The sequence below is a fragment of the Streptomyces sp. NPDC006197 genome (assembly GCF_040613865.1).
Lineage (GTDB): Bacteria > Actinomycetota > Actinomycetes > Streptomycetales > Streptomycetaceae > Streptomyces.
This window is the reverse complement of record NZ_JBEXSZ010000097.1, coordinates 1-23,579: the sequence shown is the minus strand read 5'-3', so window position 1 is coordinate 23,579 and position 23,579 is coordinate 1. Positions and strand designations below refer to the sequence as shown.

The following is a 23,579-nucleotide window of genomic DNA, read 5'->3' as shown; positions in this document are numbered from 1 at the left end:
AGGAGCGGTGAACCCATCGTATCGCCGGCTTCCCACCGATCCGGGAGTCGGGGCAGGTGAGTGTACAGGTGGTTGCCAGGCGTCGCGATACCGGACGGTGGCCCCGCCACGGCAGGAATCCGATATCGGCTTCCTATTCCAGCACGGCGAACAAGTCCGGCATCTCCCTCGGGCCCGAGAGGGGGACTTCTGCCCAGATCGTCTTGCCGTGCGGTGTGTAGCGGGTGCCCCAGCGTTCCGTGAGATGGGCTACGAGGAACAGTCCACGGCCGCCTTCCTCGTCCTGCCCGGCCCGGCGCAGATGCGGGGAGGTGTGGCCGCCGTCCGAGACCTCGCAGATCAGGCTCTGGTCTCGGATGAGCCGCAGCCGCATGGGAGCGCCGCCGTAGCGGAGCGCGTTGGTGACCAGCTCGCTCACGACCAGCTCGACGACGAACGCCGCCTCCTCGTGCCCCCAGTCGGCCGCCTTCTCGACAGCCAGGCCGCGGAACCGGGCGACCTCGGCGAAATCGGCGGGGAGGTCCCAGCTCGCCACCTGGCCGTCGCTGAGCGCGTGGACGCGGGCCAGGAGCAGGGCCGCGTCGTCTTCGGAGGAAGGCGGCAGCATGGCGGTCACGACGCCGTCGCACGTCTCCTCCAGCGTGCGGCCGGGTCGGGACAGCACGTCGCGCAACCTGTTCAGGCCGATGTCGATGTCCTGGTCGCGGGATTCCACCAGGCCGTCGGTGTACAGGGCCAGGAGGCTGCCCTCGGGAAGGTCGAATCCGGCGCTCTCGAAGGGCAGGCCGCCCAGACCGAGCGGCGGTCCGGCGGGCAGGTCGAGGAGTTCCACGCCGCCGTCGGGCGTCACGAGCGCGGGCGGCACGTGGCCGGCGCGGGCCATGACGCAGTGCCGCTCGACCGGATCGTAGATGGCGTACAGACACGTCACGCCCACGGCCCGGTCGTCCTCGCCGTCCAGAGACTGTGCGACGACCAGATCGTCCAGCCGGGCGAGCAACTCCTCCGGCGCCAGGTCCAACGCCGCGAGTGCCGCCACGGTGGTCCGCATCCGCCCCATGGTGGCGGAAGCGCGCAGGCCGCGACCGGCCACGTCACCGATGACCAGGCCGACCCGTGCCCCGGAGAGCGGGATGACGTCGTACCAGTCCCCGCCCACCCCGACCGGCCCGGCTGCGGGCCGATAGCGATGGGCGACGCTCACGGCAGTGGGCTCTGGAAGACGACGTGGCAGCAGGTCACGCTGCAGCATCAGCGCAGCCGCATGCTCCCTGACATACCGGCGACCGTTGTCCACGCAGACCGCGGTGCGGGAGACCAGTTCCTCCGCAAGGCGGACCTCTTCTGGATCGAACGGATCCCCAGGCGGAAGCCGTTGAAAGGTAACCAAACCCAGCGTGGCCCCCCGCGCACGCAAAGGAACGGCCAGCAGATGGTCACCCACGACCGCACGCCCTTCGGAGAGGCAGCGCAGCTGCGGCGAACCGGTTGCGTAGTCGGTTGAATGTGACGCCCTCGCCCCCGCCACGCTGTCACTGGCGGCTCGCTCAGCCATTCGCCGCAGATCGGGCGCCGTACTGCCGGTGCCCTCGCCGGGGTCCTCTCCGCGGAGCACCGGTTCGAAGAGGTCCACGCGAGTGATGTCCGCGAACTCCGGAACGGTCAACTCGGCCAGGTCACCGGCTGTCCGTTCGATGTTCAGAGTCTGGCCGATCTTGCCGCCGGCCCGGCTCAGCAGTGCCAGGCGTTGCCTCACCACGTAGCGGTCGGTGATGTTGACGGCCGTTTCGCACACACCCAGCGGCCGACCGTCGATGTCCTCCAGTCGGAAGTACGAGGAGGACCAGAACTGGTAGTGAAACGGATCGAGGTCCGTCGGGCTGCGATAGCGGAGGTCGATCAGAGGTTCCCCGGTGTTCAGTACGCGCTCGAAGGGATCGTCGATCGGGGGCAGTGGACTTGCGGCCTCGGAGAGGAAATCGCCCTTCGGAAGCACGTCTGAGATGTACTGTCCGCGGCACTCCTCCAAGGTCAGGCCGAACTCGTTCTCGACCGCCCTGTTGATCCACTTCACTCGGAGTCGCGTGTCGAGGACGGAGATCAAGACGGGCGACTGCTCACTCAGGCCGTTCAACATCGCCTGATCGCCGGCCCACTGCTCGAGGTGCGCGACGTTCACGGCCGCCACCAGCCAGGTGGCACCGCCCTCGTCGTGCCCCAGCGGGCTGACCGCAAGTGCGACCCGCAGACTACGGCCGTCCCGGTGAAGCGCTGAGCAGGTCGGGTACCTCGTTCCGGATTCCAGCAGCGCGGCAACTCCTGCGGCGTCCGCCAGAAGATCGCCCACCGGCCTGCCCAGCGCCTCTCCGGGCGGGTAACCGAACAGCGCCTCGGCCGCGGGACTCCATCCGATGATGATCTCTCGGGCGTCCAGCACCACCGTCGCGGCCGTGGCGACGTCGAAAGGGCCGCCGCGCTCTGTGGCCCCCGTGTTCTCGGCGCTCATAGAGACCTGCTTACCTGATGAAGCCACGGGGCGCCCGGAGTACGCCTCTACCAAGGTCAATCTACTGCGCGGCAATGCTGGCGGCATGCGCAGCATGCAGGTGCTGCCCATACCGCGGTTCCTGCTGCAGAGCAGCCAGGGAGAGCGAGCCCGGCTCGCAGCGGGCCCACCACCTCGGCCGCCCATTCCTCTACGGCCTGCTACTGACGCACCGGCTCAGTGACGCCGACGGCAGACACGCGGACCCCTCCTCCTGGCCTGCGTCATCACCGCCGCGTTCATGCTGCGACAGGCTGGCTTTCCAGGTAGTCGGCGAGGAAGGCCCGCTCGTCTGCCGTCAGCCGTCGCGGCCGGGCGGCAGCAAGGTCGTAGGCGACCATGACGGTGGCCGCTCTGACGTAGACGGTGTTGTCGGTCCCTGCCCCCGGGGCGTCCTTGAGTTCGTAGGCGATGGTGAAGGACGTCTCACCCAGCTTGGTCAGCCACATCTCGACGGTCACCGGTTCCGGCCGATAGAGCAGCGGGCGCAGGTAGTCGATGTCATGGTGGGCCACCACCGAGACCGCGGAGGAAGCCCGCTCCCCGACTGCCCCGGCGTAGGCAAAGGTGAAGTCCGTCCGGGCCTCTTCCAGGTAGCGCAGGAAGTTCACATTGTTGACGTGCCCGAACGCGTCCATGTCGGACCAGCGCAGGGGGCAGGCGTATGTGCGGCGGGCCACGGATTCTCCATCTATTGCTTTGGGGCACCTGCACAGGCGCCGAGAGTTTCGGCTGAGCGGGTTTCGCTCACGTGTTCAACGTTCTCGGCGCAAGCCTCACCCGGCAACGTTGCGTCTTGGGCCCGGCGATGTTGCGTCGGGATTACCCGCCCCCGAGAAAGCTGTGATGCGCGTCATGGCAACTGGTCGGCGTCAGTATCGGCACGGTGACCGCAACCGCCGTGGCGAGCAGTTGGTTTGAGCAGCGACGGGCCTCCTGTGACGGGGCGTAGCCTCGTTCACCACCGGGACTGGCGGGGGTGGATGCAGAGTTTTCCGGTGAGGCCGAGGGCCGCACCGTGACCGCTTCCGATCGCAGGGGTCATCGTCGTACACGTCGGTCGTGGCTCCGTCGAGGGGCGGCGCCGCCTCGGCCGCTCGGCCGAGGCGAGGACGAGGGCCGAACGGACAGGGGCACGTCTTCCGGCCCCGACGCGAAGGCGGGGGGCGGGCGACCGGTCGGCGCAGCACTCGGCAACGGGAGAAAGGAATCCGGCCCGGTCAGGAGACGGGCCGGACCTGTCAGGTCCGGACAAGCCCGGGGCGGCAGTGCCGTCACCATGCTCCGGACCCTATGGGCTCGGTCCAGCGCACGGCCCGCATTCACATCTGCCGTTCTCGCTGATCAGGACGATATCCCGCCTGTACTACCGACAAGCGAAGAGCCTGCTGTGCCTCGGAAGTGGAGGAATCAGGCTGCTTCCCAGAGGCCGGCGTCCAGGATCCGGGCGGCCTTGGTGATGCTGCCCGGCATCAGGTGCCGGTAGGTCCGGTAGGTCTCCTCGATGGACTTGTGCCCCATCCATTCCGCGACGTCGGTGATGGGGATGCCGTTGCCGAGGGCGTTGGAGGCGAAGTAGTGCCGGAAGCCGTACATACCGACACCTTCCTCCGGCGGGAGGTCCGCGAAGAGCTTCTTCACCCGCCGCCGCTCCATGCCTTCGGTGAAGTAACCGCCCGGGCCGCGCAGCAGGTACCCGTCCTGCGTGGTGCCGTGCTTATCCGCGTAGCGGTCGATCGCCTCCCGGACCGACCGCGGCAGCGGCACCTCGCGGAACTCCCCCGCCTTGCGGTGCTTCAGCTTCGCCGGCCTCAGCGTGTTGGAATGGATCTGCTCCCGCACCCGGTAGACATCCTGCGCCACGACATTGTTGACGTTCACCGCCCGCGCCTCGCCGTTCCGCAGGCCGCACCCAGTCATCATGACGATCTCCAGCGCGAGTTTTTCATCGGCAACGACCAGCGCCTTCTTCACGTAGGCGAGGGACGGGATAGCAACCTGCTCACGCACGTATTCCGGTTCCTGGACGCCCTTCACCGGGTCGTCGACCATGGCCCCCTTGCCGTAGGCGTCCCGAAGGATGGTCTTGAGGATCCGGAAGATGTTCACCTGATTCCCCCGGCCGACCCCGTCGCTCTCCATCTCGTCCAGGAAGCGCTCGACCACCATCGGGGTGACCGAGTTCAGCTTCCTCGATCCCAGGCGCGGGACGATGTGCACGTTGATCGAGCTGTCGACGTGCTCCCCCGTGGAGTAGTCCGTCATCCTGCGCTGCCGAGGCCGCCACTGCTTCGCGTACTCCTCGACCGTCAGCTGGCCCAGCTCGCGGCGGGCCGCCGCCACGGACGGCGCCGTGGTCTTCTTCTCCGCGTACAGCTGGGTGAGGCGTTCGATCGCGTCGTCCTGCGTGCCGTATCCGGACTCCTCGCGCTGCTTGCCGAGCGCGTCCCGGAAGCGGATCGAGTACGGGTGAGGGCAGCGGGTAGGCTTCGCGCAGCCGCAGTCCTTGAAGAAGGACCCCATGCCGCGGGCGAGCTGTCGGGCCATGTGACGCACCATCCGTTCCAGCCCAAGAATCATGCTCAGGCGCCGCGCTGTAGGTCGAAGGTCAGCAAGCGGGGACACGTCCGGGACGCATGCTGACCGTTTGCTGACCTGAGGGGGGCACATGATGCCCCTGACCTGCGGCGACGCCAAATAGTCAGATCTTGGACTTGAACATGGTGCGCAGCATGTTGGACTCCTGGAAGACGGCTCCCTGCCTGCTTAGTGCAGGTCAAGGGCGTCCTCGACCTTACACCGACGCCCCCGTCCGATGTTTGTGAGGAACATCGCTCCGGCCAGGCCGGACGGCTTCCCACCTGGGCTTTCCCTTCGCATCGGCGTTTGTTGAGACGACCGCCCCGAAACGTGCGGGGGCTCATGCTGACCGGATGCCGACTTACCTGATGAGCCATCAGGCATGCGGGAGGCCCCCTGCACACGGACGACGTGCGCCCACGCACCACCGAGCTGTCGGGCACCGACATCGCTCCGGTTCACGGAGCACGGCCCCTTTGGCCATCAGCCGGTCGACGCTCGACCGCTCCGGAAGTCGGCTCTCTGGTTGCCGCCCGCCCAGGCCTAAGCCAAGGTCACGCACCCCTGCGCACTTGCGTGCGCCATTCCTCCCTTCCGTACGGTCAGCGCGCTGGTGAACCGCTCGCGCACACCGTGAAGGAGAGCTGTTGAAGCCGACCGAGGAAGTGCTCCAGGACCTGGCTCAGCCCTCGAACATCTCCGTGCACTCCGATGACGCGCTCGTCGGGAAGGTGAAGGCCGCCATCGCGGCGGACAACGAGAAGCGGAAGGAGAACGGGGACGAGCCGCTCCGCCGGAAGCCCGCCCTTGCCCCGATCTTGCCGACCGAGCTGCCCCGGCAGTTCGAAGTGACCCTCTGGGATGTCCTCCACACCCTCGCCCGAGCCACTGCACTGTCCTGGCGCGGTGCGGGCCGGGGGCTGGCGGAGCACTGGGGCGCGCTCAAGTACACCCAGGCCCTGGCCGGCGGTCGCGACTCGTTCCTCGGCCTCACCGACGAAGGCCACCGAATCGCGGACCACTACAAGTCGCTGCAGTCCGGCGAGCTCGGCGTCGGCTTCGCCCTCACCCTCACCGAACACATGCTGCGCAGCCGCTTCCCCGGGCACTCCGTGACGATCGTCCCAGCCGACACGGCGTTACGCGCGGGCTGGGCCCTCACCAGCAGGGACAAGGGCGAGAAGGTGAAGTACCGCTACCGTCCCCAGTACTTCGCGGAGGTCTGGCGGCCGGGCGAGCCGTCCCGCGTCATCCCCCTCGCCTGCAAGGGCAACCACAGCGACTCCGCCACCTCCGCCGAGCAGCTGGCCTCCGCCTCGGCCCATGCCGAAGCGGTCCACATCGGCACCTGGAACGAGACCCCCTGCCTGCTGTTCAGCACGCAGCTCCCGACGGACGGCGGCACGATGACCGTCCACGCCCTCCAGGCACCCGGCAGCGAAGGTCAGCTGTCCCCGGCGGAGGGCCGGGAGGCGAACCTGAACGCCCCGCCGTTCCAGGCGAACGTGATGCCGGACATCCACCCGCCGGCCAAGGGCCTGGTGGCGCCGGAGCCCGTAAGGGGTTGCCACGTGCAGCCAAAGGACTACGCCTGGTTCCAAGAGTCCCTGGCCCACACCACGGCGGCGGGCCTCATGGCCTTCACCGGCTCCGGCCACGCCACCGCCCGCCACCTGACCGACCGGCAGGGCCGCAAACGCTTCACCGGCCTCGAACACGCGGCCAGCATGAGCATCCAGGACGCCGCCCACACCCTCTTCGGCACCGAGTACGTCGGCACCGACCACGTCTTCCGCCTCAACGGCCCCCGCGTCGAGGCGTTCTCCGGCGTGGACGAGGAGATCTTCCGACTCCTCGCCAAGGGCGACGTCGAGGAGTACCGCGCCCTCGTCCACGCGAGCCGCCACGTCCGCCCCCGCCTCACCTTCGACAAGGACTGGGGCGGCCCCGTCTCCGTCCACGCCGACGGATCGGTCCTCGCCCTGCGGCTGCTGCCGGGGCAGGACGAGGAACCCTGCGCGTGCTCGTCTCGCTGACACGCCTCTGAGACAACACGCCCGTCCGCACGGCCTCTGGGCTGACGACCAAACCACCTGACGGCCAGGAGCGTGGGCCGCGTCCCTCGCCTTGCCCCGTCCTGGACCTTCTGCGGCGGCCTCCCCACTTTTGGCCCCCGAACTGGCCTCGGCCGTCGAAGCCGGCCACCGCCCGGTCAAGGTGACCCCAGCCGCCGAGGTCCACACTCTCGCCGCCACCCTCTAGCACGCCGCCACCGGGACCTAGCCCTTCGGCTCCGCCAACGGCAAGGGGCCTGAGTACCCCCTGCTTGGCCCTCGGGTCCGTGAGCTGATCGCCAGTCGTCGACTACCACTCACGGTCGCCTCGCAGTGGCCCGACTTCCTGGCCGTCCTGCGGATCACCATGACCAGCGCGTCCCAGGACCGCCCTATGGCCCTTCGCCTCGCGGCACTCCTGGAGGGCGTCCCGTCTCCGTGGTGACGGTGAAGAGGTCGATCGAGCCGCTGCTATGCACCTCGGCCTGTCGCGAGTCATCTCGGATGGCCGATTTTCATTGAACGGTCATCTACCTGGCGGTACGAGGCTAAAGTCGTCGCCCTGACAACACCTGCCCCACCGCCGGCGGGCGTCGGTTCGCGACCGAGAGCAGGACCGTGCACGCAGGGGAGCGTGCATCCCGTAGCGCCAAGGGGGACCCGGACGTGGCCCGAAACCAGAGACCTCAGCCGACGGCGGAGGACAGGAAGAACTTCCGCGTCGGCTGTGGCCTCATGCTGGCGGCACTTCTCGTGGTCGGCGGATGCAGTGCCCTGTTCAACGATGACAACGACTCGCCGTCCGCCTCCTCGTCTTCATCGGCCTCGTCGTCCGCCCACGAGGACAAAGCGGCGACCGTCACGGTCGGGGACTTCGTCGGCATGGAGCTCCAGGCGGCGCAGGACGCGGCGCAGGCCGACGGCATCTACGACCTCGACTCGACGGACGCCACCGGTCTGGGCCGCCAGCAGTTCCTGGACCGCAACTGGACGGTCTGCTCTCAGCAGCCCGCGGCCGGCCAGACGATGAGCACCGATGACACGCTCACATTCGACACGGTCAAGTCCAGCGAGGGTGAGACCTGCGACGATCCCACAGGGGCCGACAGCAGCGACGAATCCGGCGTTGATGACTCCTCCACCGTCCCGGGTGCGGGGGACGGCTACAGCAACGACGGCTCCTCCACCGTTGCCGGCACCGGCGACGAATACGGCGACGACTCGTCCAGCAGCAGTTCCAACTCGTCTACCGACTCTTCTTCGTCGGGGAGTGATTCCAGCTCCTCCTCGTCGGGAAGTGGCTCCAGCTCCTCCTCGTCCTCAGACAGCTCGCAACAGGCGCCCGCAGGAGCCACCGCCCAATGCAACGACGGCAGCTACAGCTATTCCGCGCACCGGCGGGGTACCTGCTCGCATCACGGTGGCGTGGCCGTCTGGCTCGCCAGCGTGCCTTCGTAGGGAGGAAGCCGTCGTGATCGGCCTGGCAAGACGGGGCGGTGTGCCACGGCCGCTGGTGCCGTCGGCGCCTACGACGAGCAAAGTCGTCGGCACCCCGGCCCCGGGAGCCCGACGAGCTGCTCACCGCCCCGCGCGGCCAAGCCGCCTAGAAAGACAGGTCGCCGGTCAGTAGTCGAATGCGTCGAGGTGTCGGCGCAGCAGGCCACTGACGTCTTCCCGACTCCCGGCAGCCGGCAATAGCGAGGGTGTGTCCTCGCCGTTCGCCATGGCGAGGCTGCTGGCGAAGCGTACGAGGTTCGGCGCCGGGACGAAGGAGTCACGCAGCCAGACGGCGAAGGCACCGGCTTCGTCCGCGGTCACGTCGGTGAGGGTGATGTAGGCGTAGTCGGGCTCGGTGATGGCCGCGGTACCGTCCACCCACACGTCCGACGCCAACTCGATCTCGAAGTCCAGCACGGTCATCTCGTGGATGCCGGACCGCCGGTGCCCGATGGTGGGATCGGGAAACGCCTCGCGCAGCGCCCGCTCCAGGGTCTGCAGTGTGGCGTGCCAGGCTCCGTCCTCCCCCTCAGGGGGATAGAAGGCGAAGTTCGTCCGGATGTTTCGTTCCGTGACCATGGTCTTCCTTGTTGTCAGGGGACGTACCGCGTGGAGCCGGGCGTGCCCGTCATCGCCATCATGGACTGCCAGTAGGCGGCGTTGTCCTGGCCGTTCGTCACGATCTCCAGGCCTCTGATCTCGCTGTTGGCGGGGTTGGCCATGGCCTGCTTGTAGCGGACGAGTTCCCTCTCGTCACCCGCGTACATGGAGTCGATGACGGGGTCGAAAGCGATCTTCCCCTGCTTGTTCACCTTGACGGGCTTCGTCAATGCTTCCTCGACCCGGTCGAGTGTGCGGAAACTCTTGTTTGTGCAGTCCGGGTCCCGTACGTGCTTCGCCTCGACGAGGTATCCGTCGAGAGGTCGGATGCCGTCCACCATCAGTCCGCGCCTGCTGCCGAGCAACGGCACTTCCCGCTCGGGATAGCCGGACACACGGAGCTGGTAGGCGTTGTCCGGATCCATCGGGCCTCCGCCTCCCGCGAAGCCACCCGTCTAGAGACTGTTCATCCACGCACGGAACTGCTGCTGCTCCGTCGCTGTGAGCAGGCGCGTCGTGCCTGGCACGGGCGGAATCGGGTCGGCTGAGGGGATTGCGGGGTCGACCTTGTTGCCCATCGGGGCGAGCGCCGGCACCTGCCCCGTGTACGACGCGAGCACAATCGGCATGGGAGCCGGTGCGGGTACGAGGGGCGGCAGGAACGGGAATCCGGGGATGACGGGCGCCGACGGCGGATCGGCGGCGGGAAGAGTGATCCGTGCGGCGGAGGAGTCCAGTGCGTGTCCCACTGAGCCGAGGTCCCGGATCCAGGTGTCTCCGAGTACGGCGTCGAGCAGGCCGCCGTCGTAACCGTTGCCCCCGAACATCGGCTGGTCCCAGGGCATGTCGACCGCGAAGAGGTCCAGCTTGTGCTGAGCGATCTTCTCCTTGGCGGCCTCCACGTGCTCGGCGTACCGGTCGCATGCCTTGGCGATCTGTGTACAGGCGGCGACGAGGTTCGTCACCAGCGGCTCGCCTTCCTCCGCCTTCGCCGGCGGACAGGTGAGGCCGACACTGTGCTTGACGTACGTCTGGAAGGCATCGGCGGCCTCGCCGGAGTGCGCCTTGCTCGCGGTGAGGGAGCAGGCCTGTGCGTCCTCCAGGAAGCGCTGCATGAGCACTCCGGCATGACGCCAGGAACCGGCGACGTCCCGGATCTTCTCCGGCGAACCGCGGAAGCGGTCACTACCGCCGCTGGGAACGTACTGCTCGTACCAGGCCGTCTCCCCCACCACTTCGGGGAGCTCCTGACCCAGCCCGAGGTAGTTCTCGGTGCAGTCGGCCCCAGGGTCGCCCATTCCCACTGTGAGGTCGGCCTGTCGCCCGAGGAAGGCTGAGACCTGGCGACTCTCCTCGGCCATGAACTCACGAGCATTACGCATCAGCCCCTTGCTCGTCTCGCCCAGGACGTACGAGCTGAAACCCATCTTGTCGAGCGTCGCAGAGGCTGCCGAGACGTACACCTTGGCAAAGGCTCGCCCGGCGTCGTCGTCCCCTGCCATCCCGTGCTGCCGCGCCAGTTCGTGCCCCAGGGCGATAGCCGTGTCACGCGCTCCCCGCATCGTGTCGAGAAGCCCCATGGACCCGCGGATCATTCCTTCCGCGATGAACTTGACGTCCGGAGCAAGACCGGACACCGTCACTCCCCTTGCATATGTGAACCACCAACCTATCGCAAACGCCTCGCCGTTGTCCGGGCCACGTCGACCGTTCGACTCATCGTCGACGGCGAACAGGCGAAAAATCGAGCAGCAGCATTCTGCCCGGGTCAATGGCTCGGGGGCCGACCTGCCTTCCGTTCTGCGAAGGCGAACCAGCCGATACCGCTGTGCATCACGCCTCCTCACCCGGCGTCCTGCCATGCTCTCCTACGCCGCAAGCCGGCGCCGACTGCCGAAGGAACCACCGTCCCGAAAGTCCCGGACTTTCCGACACAGCTCAGAGGAACACGTATCCGCGGGTCAGAGCCGCCGGTCTCCCCGCCCACCAGGTTTCTCCCAAGCACTCGATGGCAAAGTCGCAGCACACTGATCAACATGGGGTCGTAGTTGGAACCACACCGAACCCTGGCGCCGGCCCAGCGGGGCACGCTCGTTCGGCCGGCGGCCGCACGGTCCCGCGTTCAGCGTCTGCCAGCGCTTCTATGGCCGTCTCACGTTCGACTGCCCCCACTCGGGCGCAAGGACGGGGTCTTGAGCGGAGATCAGCTACTGAACTTGATCGGGCAATGAGCCTTTTCCAAGCTGGCGGTGCTGACCGCGAGCTGGACACGCCTGCGCAACGACGAAGTGCCCGGTAGACGGGTTCTCGACCAAGACCACCCGTGTCTGCCGGGAGCTTCGTGCGCTTGTCTACCCGTCCTCGATCGACCTCTTCAACCGCACCTTGCGGTTCCTGACCGGGCGACTGGAGGCCAGGCGGTAGCAGATCGGAACGCATTGGCGGCACCCCCCCGTCCCACGACCGGCCCTGCTTGCCCTGGTCCACCTGCGATGCGGTGACACCTACGCCCAGCTCGTTGTCGGGTTCGGCATCGCCACCGCGTACCGCTACATACGCGAGGCCGTCGACGTACTGGCCACCCTCGCGCCCGCCCTGGCCGAGGCGATGCGCATCGCACAGGCCAAGGCATTCGTGACCCTGGACGGCATCCTGCTGCCGATCGACCGGATTGCCGCCGACACCCCGTACTACTCGGGCAAACACAAGCGCCAGGGCATGAACATCCAAGTCCTCACCGATCCACTCGGCCATCTGCCGTGGGACTCGCCCGCACTGCCTGGTTCCACGCACGATCTGACCGCCGCCCGCGCCCACGGGACCCCGCCGAGGTTCTCGCCGCCACAGGCCTCAAGTGCTGGACGGGCAAGGCGTACCAGGGCGCCGACCGCCCGGCCCGGGTACCCTTCCGCGGCCGTCGCCTCAAGCGATGGCCGCGGCGGCACAACAGACGCACGCCAAGATCCGCTGCCTCGGCAAGCAGGCCATGGCCACCCTGAAGGGCTGGCGACTCCCACGAAAGCTCCACTGCAGCACCAACCGCATCACAGCGGTCGTCCAGGCCGTACTCGTCCTTCACCACGCGGCAGCGTGAGGTTGAAAAGCTCACTGAGCTTCTTCAGCATTGCCGCTCCAGGGTGAGGACGGCCTTGGCGATTGACGTTATGCGGTTGGAGCTGCACCGGGGCCTACGGAAGATCCGCAAGGACTTCAGGCTCACGACACCGCGTTCAACGAGCGCTTGTTCTGCGGTCAGTGCCCGGTTGAGGGTCTTTTCGGTGGGAGTGAGCTCCTGGATGGCTTGCCTTTGATGTCGGACGTCGGCCACGGTCCTGCGCCCTGGTAAGCAAGAACAGTCGGGATGGGGATGCCCTGGCGCTCGCAGATCCGGATGATCTGGTGGTGCGGACAGCGGCCAGGTCGTGGGCAAGGCTCGGCAGCGCGAGTGAGAGCCACAGCAACCGGCCGTCCGGATCGGTGACCACCTGCACATTCACTTCATGCCGACGGTGCTTGTGGGAGTAGTCCGCGCATGAGTCGCCGACCCGGTCGCACTCGGCACAGGCAATTGGGCCGGCACACCAGCAGCGACACGGCCATCAGCAAATGATCTCAGGGCCGGGGTGTCCACGCGGCCAGATGACGAAGCTCTCCGCAGCCCGGTCAGGCAGAACATCGACGACCCGGCCGGCCTCCACATGTGCGGTAAGGGTTCCGTAACTGCGGTGCTGAGGCCGTCCTTGGGGCGACGCCGGCATGAATGGCGGATGCGTTCGGACGAACGGGGGAAAATAAGGGGCTTCCCGTGCTCTCCACAGCGGGAGAGCACTTTCGCGCTGCATTCTGATCCTGCCGCACCGAGTTTCTCCCACGATCGACGAAAGGTCGCCGCGTGAACCTCACCAGGCGGATCAGCGCCGTGAGCGCTACCGCAGTCATGGCAATCGTTATGGGCTCCGGCAGCGTCCAGGCCCAGGACAACGGAGGACTGCTCTCGCTTCTTGGTACCACCTCACTGCTCCAGGTCTGTTATCCGGCCGGACAGGTCGGCCAAGGCAATACCTTCACGGGCAGTCAGACCATCAGCTGTGCCCAGAACTCAACGCAAACCTCGACGACTCCGTCGACGACTCCGCCGACGACTCCGCCGACGGCGCCACCCACAGGCATCCAGACCACGGCGGTGCTGGGTCCCAGTGTCGGCGTACCTGCAGGAGGAAGCGCGACGAGCACCGCTGTCTGCCCGGCAGGTGAGCGGCCGGTCTCTGGCGGCTGGCAAGGTACTACTGGTCTGGTCGTGGACAGCAGTCGTCGAGTGGCGACGAACGCCGCGGCCGACAGTTGGCAGGTCAGCGCGTTCAACCCCTCCGGCTCCGATGGAACCATCCGCGCGATCGCCTACTGCGCGCCGACATCATGACGCCGGACGACGGTCCCTCCTACCACTACTGAGGATCTTCCGAGTGGTCACCGATCGGGTGACGGCTGTCTGCGGATAGCAGGCGAGGCCTTCGGGCAGCGGTTCGAGATATCTGACGTCTCAACCGCTGCGACCGGAGGCCTTGTTGGTTGTCTGTCCTGCCGCACTCGACCTGCCACACGCGCTTGTGGAGTGGGTCACGATGCTGATCGTCCTTCTCGCCTCAAGGGCGCCATCCCTGACCCAGGCGCTTCGCCGAGCACGTCCCGAATACGTCCTGGTGGACGGCACCATCGCCGAGTGCGACCGCGTAGGTGACCACGCACAGAGCTACTCCGGCAAGGCCCGACGGCACGGCGTGAACATCCAGGCCTCACCGATCCCGCGGGCCAGCTGATCTGGTACTCGCCGGCCCTGCCGGGCCGCACGGTCGACATCACCGCCGCCCGCACCCACCGAATCGTCACGGTCTGTGAGTAGCTGCAGATCCCCGTGCTTGCCGACAAGGCCTACGCCGGGGCCGGCGGCACGTTTCAGGTGCCGTTCAAGCGCCACCTCGGAAGACCCCTCACCACCAGACAGGCAGCCGTCAATCGAGCACACGCACGACTCCGCTTCCCCGTCGAGCGAGCCTTCGCCCGGCTCAAGGCCTGGCGGATCTTCCGCAAAGCACGGATCAGCCCCAACCGGCTCACGTCAATCACCAAGGCCGTCCTCACCCTCGAGAGGCGACGCTGAAGACCCTTACTGAGCTCCGGCACCCGATTGCCCTTGGGCTTGTTGCGCCGCGCGGCTGGCGAACGACTCGATGTCCACGCCGGTGAGCGTCTCGCCGGTGATCAGGAGCCGGAAGTACGCGGGACTGCAGGCGTCCTCCAGAAGGAGGCGGGCGTCGGTGGTCGGCGGCAGTTCACCGCGAGCGACGGCACGATCGACGAGGGCAGCGCCATGCCGGAACCGCTCGGCCCAGAATGCCTCTCGTGCCGCGCGGGCCTCGTCGTCCAGTTTTCCCCCGATCACCGCACTGACGAGGCCCGCGCGGCCGGGCTGTTCACGTTGTCCACGATGTCCACGAGCATGGCCACCAGGTCACCGACGAGACTTCCGGTGTCCCGGCCGATGTCCTGCTCTGCCGTGCGGGCCAGGAATAGGTCGGTGACCAGGTCCACCTTGGTCGGCCAGCGACGATAGACGGTCGTCTTGTTCACTTTCGCGTGGGTCGCCACTTCCGTGAGGACCAGCCCTTCGTACCCAACTTCTTCGAGCAGCCCCTCGGCCGCCTGCCGAATGGCGGCGACGACCTGGGCCGCGCGCCCCCGGGCCGCCGAGACCGCTCTTATGCCTGATCCCGTACCGTCACATCCCACCCCGTTCTGCGTGATACAGCAGTCATAGTAAGAGGGTGGGCGGCCCCCTTCAGCCCCGTACACACCTCTCGATAATGGCGGCGACCTGTCACGCGGCGGCCGTGCCGCGGTCGGTCCGGCGACCCATGACGAGATCGACCGTTTCCGTCTCGGAGAGCGGTACGTACGTCACGCCGTCGAGCCGGAGACTCTCGTCCCGGATGCTCGACCGGGAGGTCATCCGGTGGTCCCCGCGCGAGCGGGGGTGTAAGGATCACGGCTCGCAATTCGTCATGGTCATAAAGGGCGGGGCTGAGCGGCTGTCGTCCTTCGGGGCGAACTGTTCCCGTATGGCGGTCGCCCTGCAAGGCGGCCAAGGGCCGCAGGTGCCATGTTCATGTAGATGCTCGCCGATCGGCTCGGTAGCCCTCCCTAACATCTGCGATTCCCTGCTGGGTCGGCCACGGCATTGCCAATTTCCCGGCCGCAGTGTCTCGCCGGGGAGAATCGGCCGCACAAAGCAAGACAGCTCTGAAAGACGCCGAAAGGCTCATCTGCGCAGATCAGAGACGGGTTGCCCCCATCACCGCAGGTCAAAGCGCCTCAGTAGACAACTTCATGACGTACGTGCCCAGGTCGTCGGCCTCCACGACTGCGGGCACGGAGCCGCCGGACCGCAGCGGGGTCACGTAGAGAACAGCAGTCATATCCGCAGCACACCGGTCAGGGTAGTTCAGCACCGTGGGACCGTCGGCGCGGGACGAGGCGCCGGCGGTCCCGCGGCGGGGACGGTCACATGCCGTGCGTCGGCATGTCCTGTGTGCACACGACGTGGACGACCAAGTCGGCCGGCTCGATCCGCGGGTGCGCGCGGTGGTCGTGCGGTGACGGCAGGAACTGGCCCTTGCGTACGGCGACGATCCAGCCGGTCGCGGTGTCGTTGGGGCGGCTCTCCAGGAGGTCGGCGGGTTCCTCGATGAAGCGGGCGCCCTTGCGGGCCTTGATGGTGAAGCCGCCGCTGTAGGCCTGGAAGGGTGCGGGACAGAACAGCTCGTGGGGGCGGCCGTCGGCGCCGCCGCGGATCACCTTGCCGGTGATGTGGCGCGGCGGCTGGGGCGGGTCCGCCGCGGCCGGGGCGGCGCAGAGGCCGAGCAGGGTCACGGCACTCGCGACGGCCGCGAGAACGGCCCGAGTCGTGCGCATGGCAGTGGTCCTCCTTGGAGCAGGGGAAGGGGAGTCGGCCCATTGCTAGCAGCGCGCCGTTCCACGCCCCTGCGGACACGCAGAGTGGGACACCAACGGGCCATGCTGAATCGTTCCGCTCGGACGCCAGCTCCCAAATCGCTACGGTGTGTGATCTACTCACCCCGTTCAGTCACCCTGCGTGGCCACCCGGCTCTGTCCGGGTGGCTGCCATGCGCTCTTAAGGAGCCTGATGTCCCGCAGAGGGAGATGGGCGCTCGCGGTCGGCTGTGCCGCGATCGCACTGTCCGCCACCGCACCCGCCGGCGCCTCCGTCCCGTTCGCCCGCTCGAAGCCCTCCCCGGCGCACGAGTCCCCCGTCCGGTCGGGCGGCATCCGCATCACCGACGAACAGGTCCGCGCGGAGGTGCGCCCCGCCGAGGTGGAGGCCCTCGGCCAGGACGCTGCCGAACAGCTGGCCCGCGACCGCATCGGCATGCGGTCCATGGACCACGGCTACTCGCAGCCCATGCGGACCCGCAGCCTCAAGCGGCTGACCGAGTCCCAGAAAGAGATCAACTCGGCTTTCGATGCGAAGAGTTGGGGCAAGTTCACCGAGTACTTCCCCAGCCCCGACTTCGGTGACCACGTCGCGCTGCTGCCCACGGGCAAGGTCCTGCTGTTCTCCTTCGAGCCCGTCGAGGACAGCCCGAACAAGGAGACCGCGCCCACCGATGTCATCGGCGGCGCCAACGCCGGGCGCGCCTACGTCTGGGACCCGGAGGAGGGCACGAAGGCCTCCGCCTTCAAGGCCGTACCGCCGCCCACGGTCGAGATGGACGACGGCACCGGCGACGAACGGCCGGCGCCGATCTTCTGCGCCGGGCACTCCTACCTGCCCAACGGCATGGTGGGAGTCTTCGGCGGCAACCTCGGCGGCAACCACGGCTCCGGCGCCCACCTCGCGCTGGTCTTCGACCCGTGGAAGGAGACCTGGCTCCAGCAGAAGGACATGACGGAGGGCCGCTGGTACCCGACCGTGGTCACCGGCGCCGACGGCCGGCAGTTCATCACCTCCGGCCACGGCGACGTCGGTTGGGGCGTGCTGTCCAAGTCGATCGAGCGCTTCCCGGCCAAGGGCACGGCCGTCTCCCTGGACCCGTCGGCCGGGCCCCGGGGCCAGTCGCTCGACAAGTGGCCCGTCAAGGCCGAGTTCACGGTCGACTACCCGCATCTGTTCTCGCTGCGCGACGGCCTGATCTACGGCTTCGGGCGCAACTACGACGAGCAGTACGTCTTCGACCCGGAGCAGCAGACCAGCCGCAAGCTGGCCAACCGCCCCGACGGCGGCATGCGCAACTACGGCTCCGCGGTCGCCCTGCCCAACGGCGTCAACGGCCCGGACTCCGTCCTGATCCTGGGCGGCAACCGCAACGACCCCAACACCTACAAGTTCTCCGGCGGCCGCTGGACCAAGGACACCCCGCGCGCCTTCGGCCGCACCCAGGACGACACGCTGATCCTGCCCGACGGCACGCTGTTCACCGTCAACGGCGGCTACGACATCCGCGACTACGGCAACGGCCCGTACAACCCCAACGCCGACGAGAAGTACCGGCAGATCGAGCTGCGCGACGACAGCGGCCAGTGGCGCCTCGGCCCCGTCCAGCGGCTGCCGCGCGCCTACCACTCCAACGCGGTGCTGCTGCCCGACGGCCGCATCATGGTCACCGGCGACGAGCTCCAGCAGATCGCCAACGACCCGGACGTGAAGTCCGACATGAACGGCACGATCGAGATCTACGAGCCGGCCTACCTGCACCAGGGCGACCGGCCGGCGCTGTCCGGCGTCCCCACGTCCCCGCAGGGGTACGCCGCCAACCTGCGGGTCAGCACCAGCACTCCGGACCGGGTCAGCCGGGCCGTCCTGATGGCCCCCATCACCTCCACCCACTCGGTGGACACCAGCCAGCGCCGGCTCGAACTGCGCATCGCCAGCCGCGCCGGCAACAAGCTGGTGCTGCGCACCCCCGCCTCGGCCGAGGAAGCGCCCCCCGGGTACTACCTGCTGTTCCTGCTCGACGACCAGGGCGTGCCCAGCACCGCCCAGTGGGTGCAGCTGCGCCCGGGCGCCTGACCGCGCCTCTCCCCGTCCGTCCCCGACACCCTCAGGGAGACTCATGCCCGCTCAGCTCACGCTGCGCGACAGCACCGAGATCCAGGGCGACATCCTGGCCGGTTTCAAGAAGGACAACATGTCCTTGCTCCTCCTCCAGTTCGGCGACGTCACCGCCGCCCGCTCCTGGCTGGAGGTCCTCGTCCCGCAGATCGCCACCACCCGGCAGGTCGCCGAATTCAACGCCCGGTTCAGCGAGGCCCGGCGCAACTCGATGGGCGACGACCCCCAGCACCTCAAGGCCACCTGGCTGGGACTCGCGCTCACCCATCCCGGACTCCAGTTCTTCACCGGCAAGGAGAAGATCTTCGACTCCGTGCCCGGCGGGAGCACGGTCGAGGCGTTCGTCCAGGGCGCGTCCGACCGGGCGCTGGCCCTGGGCGACACCGACGACAGCGACCCGAAGGGCTGGTTGTTCGGCTACGACCACTCCCGCGTCGTGCACGCCGTCCTGACGATCGCCTGCGACACCGAGGACGACCTCAGGAACGAGCTGGCCCGGCAGCGTGAGGCGGCTTCCCGCGCCGGGGCCGTCGTGGTCTTCCAGCAGGACGGGACCACCCTGCCCGGCAACTCCGCGGGCAAGGAGCACTTCGGCTTCAAGGACGGCGTCAGCGAGCCGGGCGTGCGCGGCTTCGAGGAGGAGGACCCGGCCCGCCCCGGCTATGTGCTGGGCCACCCCGGCACCCGGTTGATCTCGGCCGACAAGTTCGTCGTCGACGCCACCGGCGACGGCAAGCGGCCCGCCGGTGTCCCGCCCTGGATGCGCAACGGCTCCTTCCAGGTCCTGCGCCGCCTCCACCAGGACGTGCCCGGCTGGTGGGCGCAGGTCGGCATCGAGCTCAAGCGGCTCAAGGCCGCCAAGGCGGTCGACGACCAGACCACCCAGGAGTGGCTCGCCGCCCGTCTGGTGGGCCGCTGGCCGTCCGGCGCGTCGGTCGCCAACTGCCCGATGAAGCCGGCCGGGAAGCCGGAGCCCGAGCCGGACAACGACATCACCTTCAAGGACGACCCCGACGGTCTGGTCACCCCGCTCTTCTCCCACCTGCGCAAGACCAACCCGCGCGACGGACTGGTCGACGGGGGCGAGCTCGTCGACGAGAAGTTCATGGACGAGCGGCGCATCATCCGCCGGGGCATCCCCTACGGGCGGCCCTTCAACCCCACCCAGGGCGAGGGAGGCGGCGCCGACGACCCCCGGGGGCTCGTCTTCGTCTGCTACCAGGCCGACCTGGTGCGGCAGTTCGAGTTCATCCAGGCCGACTGGGTCAACGACCCCGACTTCCCGCACGACCGCCCGCACCGGCCGGGCCCCGATCCCATGGTGAGCGGGCAGCTGACCGATGTGAACGACGGCCAGGTCAGCTTCGAGAGCCGTAACGCGGCGGGCGAGCGGCAGACCACGACGCTCGGGTTCCGTCCGTTCGTGAGGACCGAGGGCGCGGTGTACGCCTTCAACCCCTCCCTGAGCACCCTGCGCGGTCTCGCCCAGGGGCGCCTGGAGAGCGGCGGGTCGGTCACGCCCGTGCCGGATCCCCAGGCGCGGCCGGTCGACGCGGTGGTCCCCCAGCCCGGGCACCCGGGCCGCTACCTCGCCTTCCAGGGCGGCAGGGCCGTCCCGCTCAGCTCCTCGGTCGGCGGTGGCGACGCCACCCTCGCGCTCGAAGGCTCGGGCGGGCGGCCGCTGTCCTTCTGGGACGACCTGCACGACATCAAGCGGGTCGACGCCGCCTGGCCCGTCCCGGGCCGGCAGGAGGTCGGCGGGGAGTCCGGCCACTGGCTGTTCTTCACGGGCGACGACGGCAGGCAGCGCTACCGGTACGTCCTCGTCGACGGACAGGAGCCCGTCCGGGTCAGGGCGGACGGCAACCGGGCGCGGCCGCTGAGCCAGTGGAGCTCGTTCGACGCCGCGCCCGACCCCGTCATCCATGTCGACGCGGTGCTGCCGATCCCCGACAAGCAGCCCGGAGGCGACGGCCGGTACTACTACTGGATGTTCCACACCACGCCCGCGGGCCAGCGGTACCGGATCATCTCCCTGCAGGCCGGGGGTTACCGGGACCGCCGCGAGACGGACGACAGCGGGCTCGGCATGTGGCCGTCCCTCGCCGGGGTGGAGCATGTCGACGCCGTCCAGACCGTGCCTGGCCGGCAGCCGGGCAACGCCCAGAACTGGTACTGGGTCTTCCACAAGGGCGGCTACCGGGTGATCAGCGTCGCCGACGGCTCGGCGCACACCGACGCCGTCGTCCAGCGGGACCGCCCGCTGCCGGGCTGACCCCACCCCACCGCCAAGGCCCTCGGGAACCCACCCCGGGGGCCTTGCCGTGACCGCTCACCCGCCGGTCAACGGGTTGGGCAGGGGCCGGTAGCGGGCGTCGGCGCCGTCCGTGCCGGTCCCACCCGCCGACTGCGCACTCGCCGCGCCCGCTGACCCGACGCCCTCATCCGTAGTTATGAGCGATCCGCAGGAGCAGGGGCTTCTCGGAGCGCTCGAGTACCAGACCGTGACCTCCAGGTGCAGCCGGGCCCCACGGAGGCCTCAACGTAGAGCGGTGCGCGGACTGGTGCTCAGGGCGATGCCGGCCGGGCGGACGCTGGAGGGAATGGCCTTCGAGAGACTGGGTCCTTGAGACCTCGGCCAAGATCGGCGCCCTTCAGCGTCTGCCCGACCGCGACGCGGTCGAGGCCTGGGATTAGGTCGCTGCGTGGCCCGCATGCGCTCGTGGCCAGCGCAAACACCGAACTCCGGGGAGGGAACCTTGATCTACTGCGGAATCGACTGGGCGGAACGAACCCACGACGTCGCCCTGGTCGACGACACCGGCCAGCTACTGGCCAAGCGGCACATCACCGGCGACGCGGCCGGCTACAAGATCCTGCTGGAACTGCTCGCCGAGTACGGCGACACCGCCGAGAACCCGATCCCGGTCGCGATCGAGACCTCCCGCGGCCTGCTCGTCGCGGTCCTGCGGACCGGCCAGCGCAAGGTGTTCGCGATCAACCCGATGACCGCCGCCCGCTACCGCGGCCGGCACAGCGTCTCCCACAGGAAGTCCGACCCCGGCGACGCCCTGGTCCTGGCCGACATCGAGCTTTTTCCAACCTGAGGTTGCAGGTCACGGGGCTGCGTGGGGCGAGGGCGGGGTGCTCGGACCGGCCAGGTCCTTGATCGACAGCATGTGATGGTCCGCCAGCGGGATGATTGCGCCGACACCTGGAGCGTGCTGCTCTTTCGTGTGTCCTACCAGAGGGTGCCCGGTCCCGCGATGACCCAGCCGGCGTCGGCGGGCTTGACCCAGAAGCTCAATGCCACCTCGATTATCTGCGCGCGGTAGGTGATCTCAACGTAGAAATGGCTGCCGGTGTCGCCCCAGTGGAAATCCGCGAGATCGAGTTCACGGAGCCAGGCCAGATCTTGCTCCCGCTCGTCGGCAGCAGGGCTTCTGCTCACCTCGTCCCCATCGGCGCTTGCTTCGACGGACCCGGTCCACAGCGACTTGAGCACATGACGGACCGGGCTGTGATCGATGAGCTGTTCGGCCTCAGGGATCCTTCCGGCTCGGAGCAGACTGAAGTAGCAACGAACGACAGCTTCGACGTCCGCCTTGGCAGGGTGCTCCGTCCAGATCCTCACCGCGAGATCATACGAGTTCGGTGACTGCCTCAGTCCGAGCCGGCCAGTTGGAGGGTGAGAACAGCTTGGACGACGTTCGTGATCCGGGTCGTCGAACACCGGAGTTTGCGGAGGCGCCGCCTGGATCTCTCCTCCGTTCGACGACGGCCGGACCCCGCTCGCCGTCGCGGGGCAGGTGCCGCAAGTCGTCGCATCACTGAACCCCGCTGCGGCGAACCTGTTCGGGATGCGCCGGATTCGGCGGCGTTCAGCCAGATGCTTTGAGACGGCTGCGGCAAGCGAGGGCGATGGCTTCGGCGATGCCGGGCATGTCGGGCCGCCAGGTGGGGTTGCAGTTCACTTCGCACACAGTGAAGGAACCGTCCGCTTCGAAGAGGAGATCGACACCGGCGACGCCGAGGCCGATCACGCCCGCCGCTTCGACGGCCAGCGCCTCCGCGTCCGGATACCGGCCGGTGCAGACGGTGTGGGTCCCGCCCTGCGCCAGGTTGGAGACGAGACGGTCGTCACCGGCTGTGCGCACGGCGGCGGCCACCGCCCGACCGTCGACCACGATGACGCGCAGGTCCCGGCCGTGGGAGTGGGCGACGTACCGCTGGAGGAGATAGGGATGCCGGTCGTCCAGACTGCCCACCACAGCTCGCAGCCACTTGTCGTCGGCGGCCAGGAAGACCCGGCGGCCACGGTGACCGCGCACGGCTTTCACCACGTACGGCTGCGGCACACCGCCATCGAGTACGTGCTCCAGAGGCGCGTCGGTGTGGGTGCGGGTGTCGGGGACGGGGACTCCCGCGGCAGCGAGCTGTTGCAGGTGCCAGAACTTGTTCACCGCCGCCAGGACCGCCTCGGCGGGGTTGATCAACTGCGTGCCCATCGTGGCCAGGTGCCGCAGCAAGGTGATTTCTCTGTCGGCTGACAACTGAGGCGTCGACAACCGGGCGTACGCCACAGCGGGCGCGGGAACGGGTCGCCCGCCGGTGTCGGCAAGAGTGAGCCGCCCGCCTTCCACGCCGAGTACCAGCCGACTGCTGTGGACCACCACGGCCTGGTGTCCGAGCTCCGCGGCGAAGGAGGCCATGAGCGACGACGTGACCGGTCCCGGCCCACCGCCGGCAGCACCGTCCGTGCCCCGGCTGAGCCCAGGGCACAGCAGCAGCCAAGCACGTGCTCCGTCCAGCGATGACATGCCCGTCCCTTCGCTCCCCGGTGCCCTCTGCCGGTCCCGACAGATGATAGGGCGACGAAGGCGCAGCCAAGGTGATTCGTCAGCGGGCCGCCGCTCCCACCGGAGCGGTGACGAGGGGCTCGGTGCCGAGGTGGCGCAACGGTTCGAACAGGGTGGGCACTTCGTAGGGCTGTGCTTCGGGCCCGGTGTTGCCCACCTCGATCTCGGCCCGGTTGTCCTCGCGGGTGCGGCTGGTGACCGTAGCTCTCCGCCGTCCGAACGGCCGCGGCGGGTCACGGTCGCCCGTGCGACGGGCACCGAGGAGAAGGCCTGGCTGGCGGAGGCCCTGGAGCGGCTGGAAAGCTAGCCGAGCCGTT

At 68.4% G+C, this 23,579-nt stretch carries 17 protein-coding genes and 6 pseudogenes; 8 read left to right on the top strand and 15 right to left on the bottom strand.

All coding sequences use genetic code 11. The annotated features are described in order from the left end of the window. Positions 1-133: 133 nt before the first annotated feature. The 3 genes from ABZ318_RS26470 to ABZ318_RS26460 all read right to left on the bottom strand — a co-directional run bounded on the left by ABZ318_RS26470 (position 134) and on the right by ABZ318_RS26460 (position 5,092). On the bottom strand, positions 134-2,506 hold the full coding sequence (locus tag ABZ318_RS26470; protein ID WP_356904965.1) for a SpoIIE family protein phosphatase: 2,373 nt from the start codon (positions 2,504-2,506) through the stop codon (positions 134-136). Between the two features lie 278 nt (positions 2,507-2,784). After that, positions 2,785-3,225 (bottom strand): thioesterase family protein, encoded by a 441-nt coding sequence (locus ABZ318_RS26465; protein ID WP_356904963.1) that lies wholly within the window; start codon positions 3,223-3,225, stop codon positions 2,785-2,787. A 730-nt stretch (positions 3,226-3,955) separates the two neighbouring features. Further along, the gene (locus tag ABZ318_RS26460; RefSeq protein ID WP_356904962.1) at positions 3,956-5,092 is read right to left on the bottom strand and encodes a tyrosine-type recombinase/integrase; all 1,137 of its coding nucleotides are present in this window, start codon (positions 5,090-5,092) and stop codon (positions 3,956-3,958) included. Positions 5,093-5,772: 680 nt separating this feature from the next. Here ABZ318_RS26460 and ABZ318_RS26455 point away from each other — a divergent pair. Continuing rightward, positions 5,773-7,161, top strand: a complete 1,389-nt coding sequence (locus ABZ318_RS26455) for a hypothetical protein (RefSeq protein ID WP_356904961.1) — start codon at positions 5,773-5,775, stop codon at positions 7,159-7,161. Between the two features lie 684 nt (positions 7,162-7,845). Then, positions 7,846-8,637 carry a DUF3761 domain-containing protein gene (locus ABZ318_RS26450; RefSeq protein WP_356904959.1) on the top strand — a complete coding sequence of 264 codons (792 nt, stop codon included), beginning with the start codon at positions 7,846-7,848 and terminating at the stop codon, positions 8,635-8,637. A gap of 165 nt (positions 8,638-8,802) precedes the next feature. On the opposite strand, the gene ABZ318_RS26445 is transcribed toward ABZ318_RS26450, so the two are convergent. Genes ABZ318_RS26445 through ABZ318_RS26435 form a run of 3 tightly spaced genes read right to left on the bottom strand, consistent with a single transcriptional unit; the run spans position 8,803 to position 11,048 of the window. Further along, positions 8,803-9,255, bottom strand: coding sequence for a hypothetical protein (locus ABZ318_RS26445; protein ID WP_356904958.1), 453 nt, complete (start codon positions 9,253-9,255; stop codon positions 8,803-8,805). A 14-nt stretch (positions 9,256-9,269) separates the two neighbouring features. Further along, entirely contained in the window at positions 9,270-9,701 is a 432-nt protein-coding gene (locus ABZ318_RS26440) for a restriction endonuclease fold toxin-2 domain-containing protein (protein ID WP_356904957.1), read from the bottom strand. Between the two features lie 30 nt (positions 9,702-9,731). Next, positions 9,732-11,048 (bottom strand): hypothetical protein, encoded by a 1,317-nt coding sequence (locus ABZ318_RS26435; protein ID WP_356904956.1) that lies wholly within the window; start codon positions 11,046-11,048, stop codon positions 9,732-9,734. Positions 11,049-11,640: 592 nt separating this feature from the next. Between ABZ318_RS26435 and ABZ318_RS26430 the strand changes: the two are divergent. Further along, a pseudogene (locus ABZ318_RS26430) lies at positions 11,641-12,370 on the top strand (transposase family protein). A 24-nt stretch (positions 12,371-12,394) separates the two neighbouring features. Here ABZ318_RS26430 and ABZ318_RS26425 read toward each other — a convergent pair. Continuing rightward, a pseudogene (locus ABZ318_RS26425) lies at positions 12,395-12,800 on the bottom strand (transposase family protein); the annotation flags it as partial. 368 nt (positions 12,801-13,168) lie between these two features. Between ABZ318_RS26425 and ABZ318_RS26420 the strand changes: the two are divergent. Then, the gene (locus ABZ318_RS26420; protein WP_356904955.1) at positions 13,169-13,696 is read left to right on the top strand and encodes a hypothetical protein; all 528 of its coding nucleotides are present in this window, start codon (positions 13,169-13,171) and stop codon (positions 13,694-13,696) included. A 145-nt stretch (positions 13,697-13,841) separates the two neighbouring features. Then, positions 13,842-14,434, top strand: a pseudogene (locus ABZ318_RS26415) (transposase family protein). 6 nt (positions 14,435-14,440) lie between these two features. Here the strand turns inward: ABZ318_RS26415 and ABZ318_RS26410 are convergent. From ABZ318_RS26410 to ABZ318_RS26395, 4 genes are all read right to left on the bottom strand, one after another. Beyond that, positions 14,441-14,716, bottom strand: a complete 276-nt coding sequence (locus ABZ318_RS26410; protein WP_356904954.1) for a TetR-like C-terminal domain-containing protein — start codon at positions 14,714-14,716, stop codon at positions 14,441-14,443. Further along, a complete protein-coding gene (locus ABZ318_RS26405; RefSeq protein WP_356904953.1) occupies positions 14,713-15,063 on the bottom strand; it encodes a helix-turn-helix domain-containing protein in 351 nt (116 codons plus the stop codon). The genes ABZ318_RS26410 and ABZ318_RS26405 overlap by 4 nt, the downstream gene beginning before the upstream one ends. An 88-nt stretch (positions 15,064-15,151) precedes the next feature. After that, entirely contained in the window at positions 15,152-15,283 is a 132-nt protein-coding gene (locus tag ABZ318_RS26400) for a hypothetical protein (protein WP_356904952.1), read from the bottom strand. Between the two features lie 551 nt (positions 15,284-15,834). Next, positions 15,835-16,245, bottom strand: coding sequence for a hypothetical protein (locus ABZ318_RS26395; protein WP_356904951.1), 411 nt, complete (start codon positions 16,243-16,245; stop codon positions 15,835-15,837). 232 nt (positions 16,246-16,477) lie between these two features. On the opposite strand from ABZ318_RS26395, the gene ABZ318_RS26390 reads away from it, so the two are divergent. The 3 genes and pseudogenes from ABZ318_RS26390 to ABZ318_RS26380 form a co-directional block, all read left to right on the top strand. Beyond that, positions 16,478-18,361 carry a galactose oxidase early set domain-containing protein gene (locus tag ABZ318_RS26390; RefSeq protein WP_356904950.1) on the top strand — a complete coding sequence of 628 codons (1,884 nt, stop codon included), beginning with the start codon at positions 16,478-16,480 and terminating at the stop codon, positions 18,359-18,361. Positions 18,362-18,404: 43 nt separating this feature from the next. After that, positions 18,405-20,678 carry a peroxidase gene (locus ABZ318_RS26385; RefSeq protein ID WP_356904949.1) on the top strand — a complete coding sequence of 758 codons (2,274 nt, stop codon included), beginning with the start codon at positions 18,405-18,407 and terminating at the stop codon, positions 20,676-20,678. Between the two features lie 439 nt (positions 20,679-21,117). Continuing rightward, positions 21,118-21,492: pseudogene (locus ABZ318_RS26380) on the top strand (transposase); the annotation flags it as partial. A gap of 152 nt (positions 21,493-21,644) precedes the next feature. Here ABZ318_RS26380 and ABZ318_RS26375 read toward each other — a convergent pair. The 4 genes and pseudogenes from ABZ318_RS26375 to ABZ318_RS26360 form a co-directional block, all read right to left on the bottom strand. Continuing rightward, positions 21,645-22,037, bottom strand: a complete 393-nt coding sequence (locus ABZ318_RS26375; protein WP_356904948.1) for a hypothetical protein — start codon at positions 22,035-22,037, stop codon at positions 21,645-21,647. 29 nt (positions 22,038-22,066) lie between these two features. Next, a pseudogene (locus tag ABZ318_RS26370) lies at positions 22,067-22,165 on the bottom strand (IS5/IS1182 family transposase); the annotation flags it as partial. A gap of 119 nt (positions 22,166-22,284) precedes the next feature. Continuing rightward, positions 22,285-23,115 (bottom strand): RimK family alpha-L-glutamate ligase, encoded by an 831-nt coding sequence (locus ABZ318_RS26365; protein ID WP_356904947.1) that lies wholly within the window; start codon positions 23,113-23,115, stop codon positions 22,285-22,287. 187 nt (positions 23,116-23,302) lie between these two features. Next, positions 23,303-23,579 (bottom strand): annotated as a pseudogene (locus tag ABZ318_RS26360) (hypothetical protein); the annotation flags it as partial.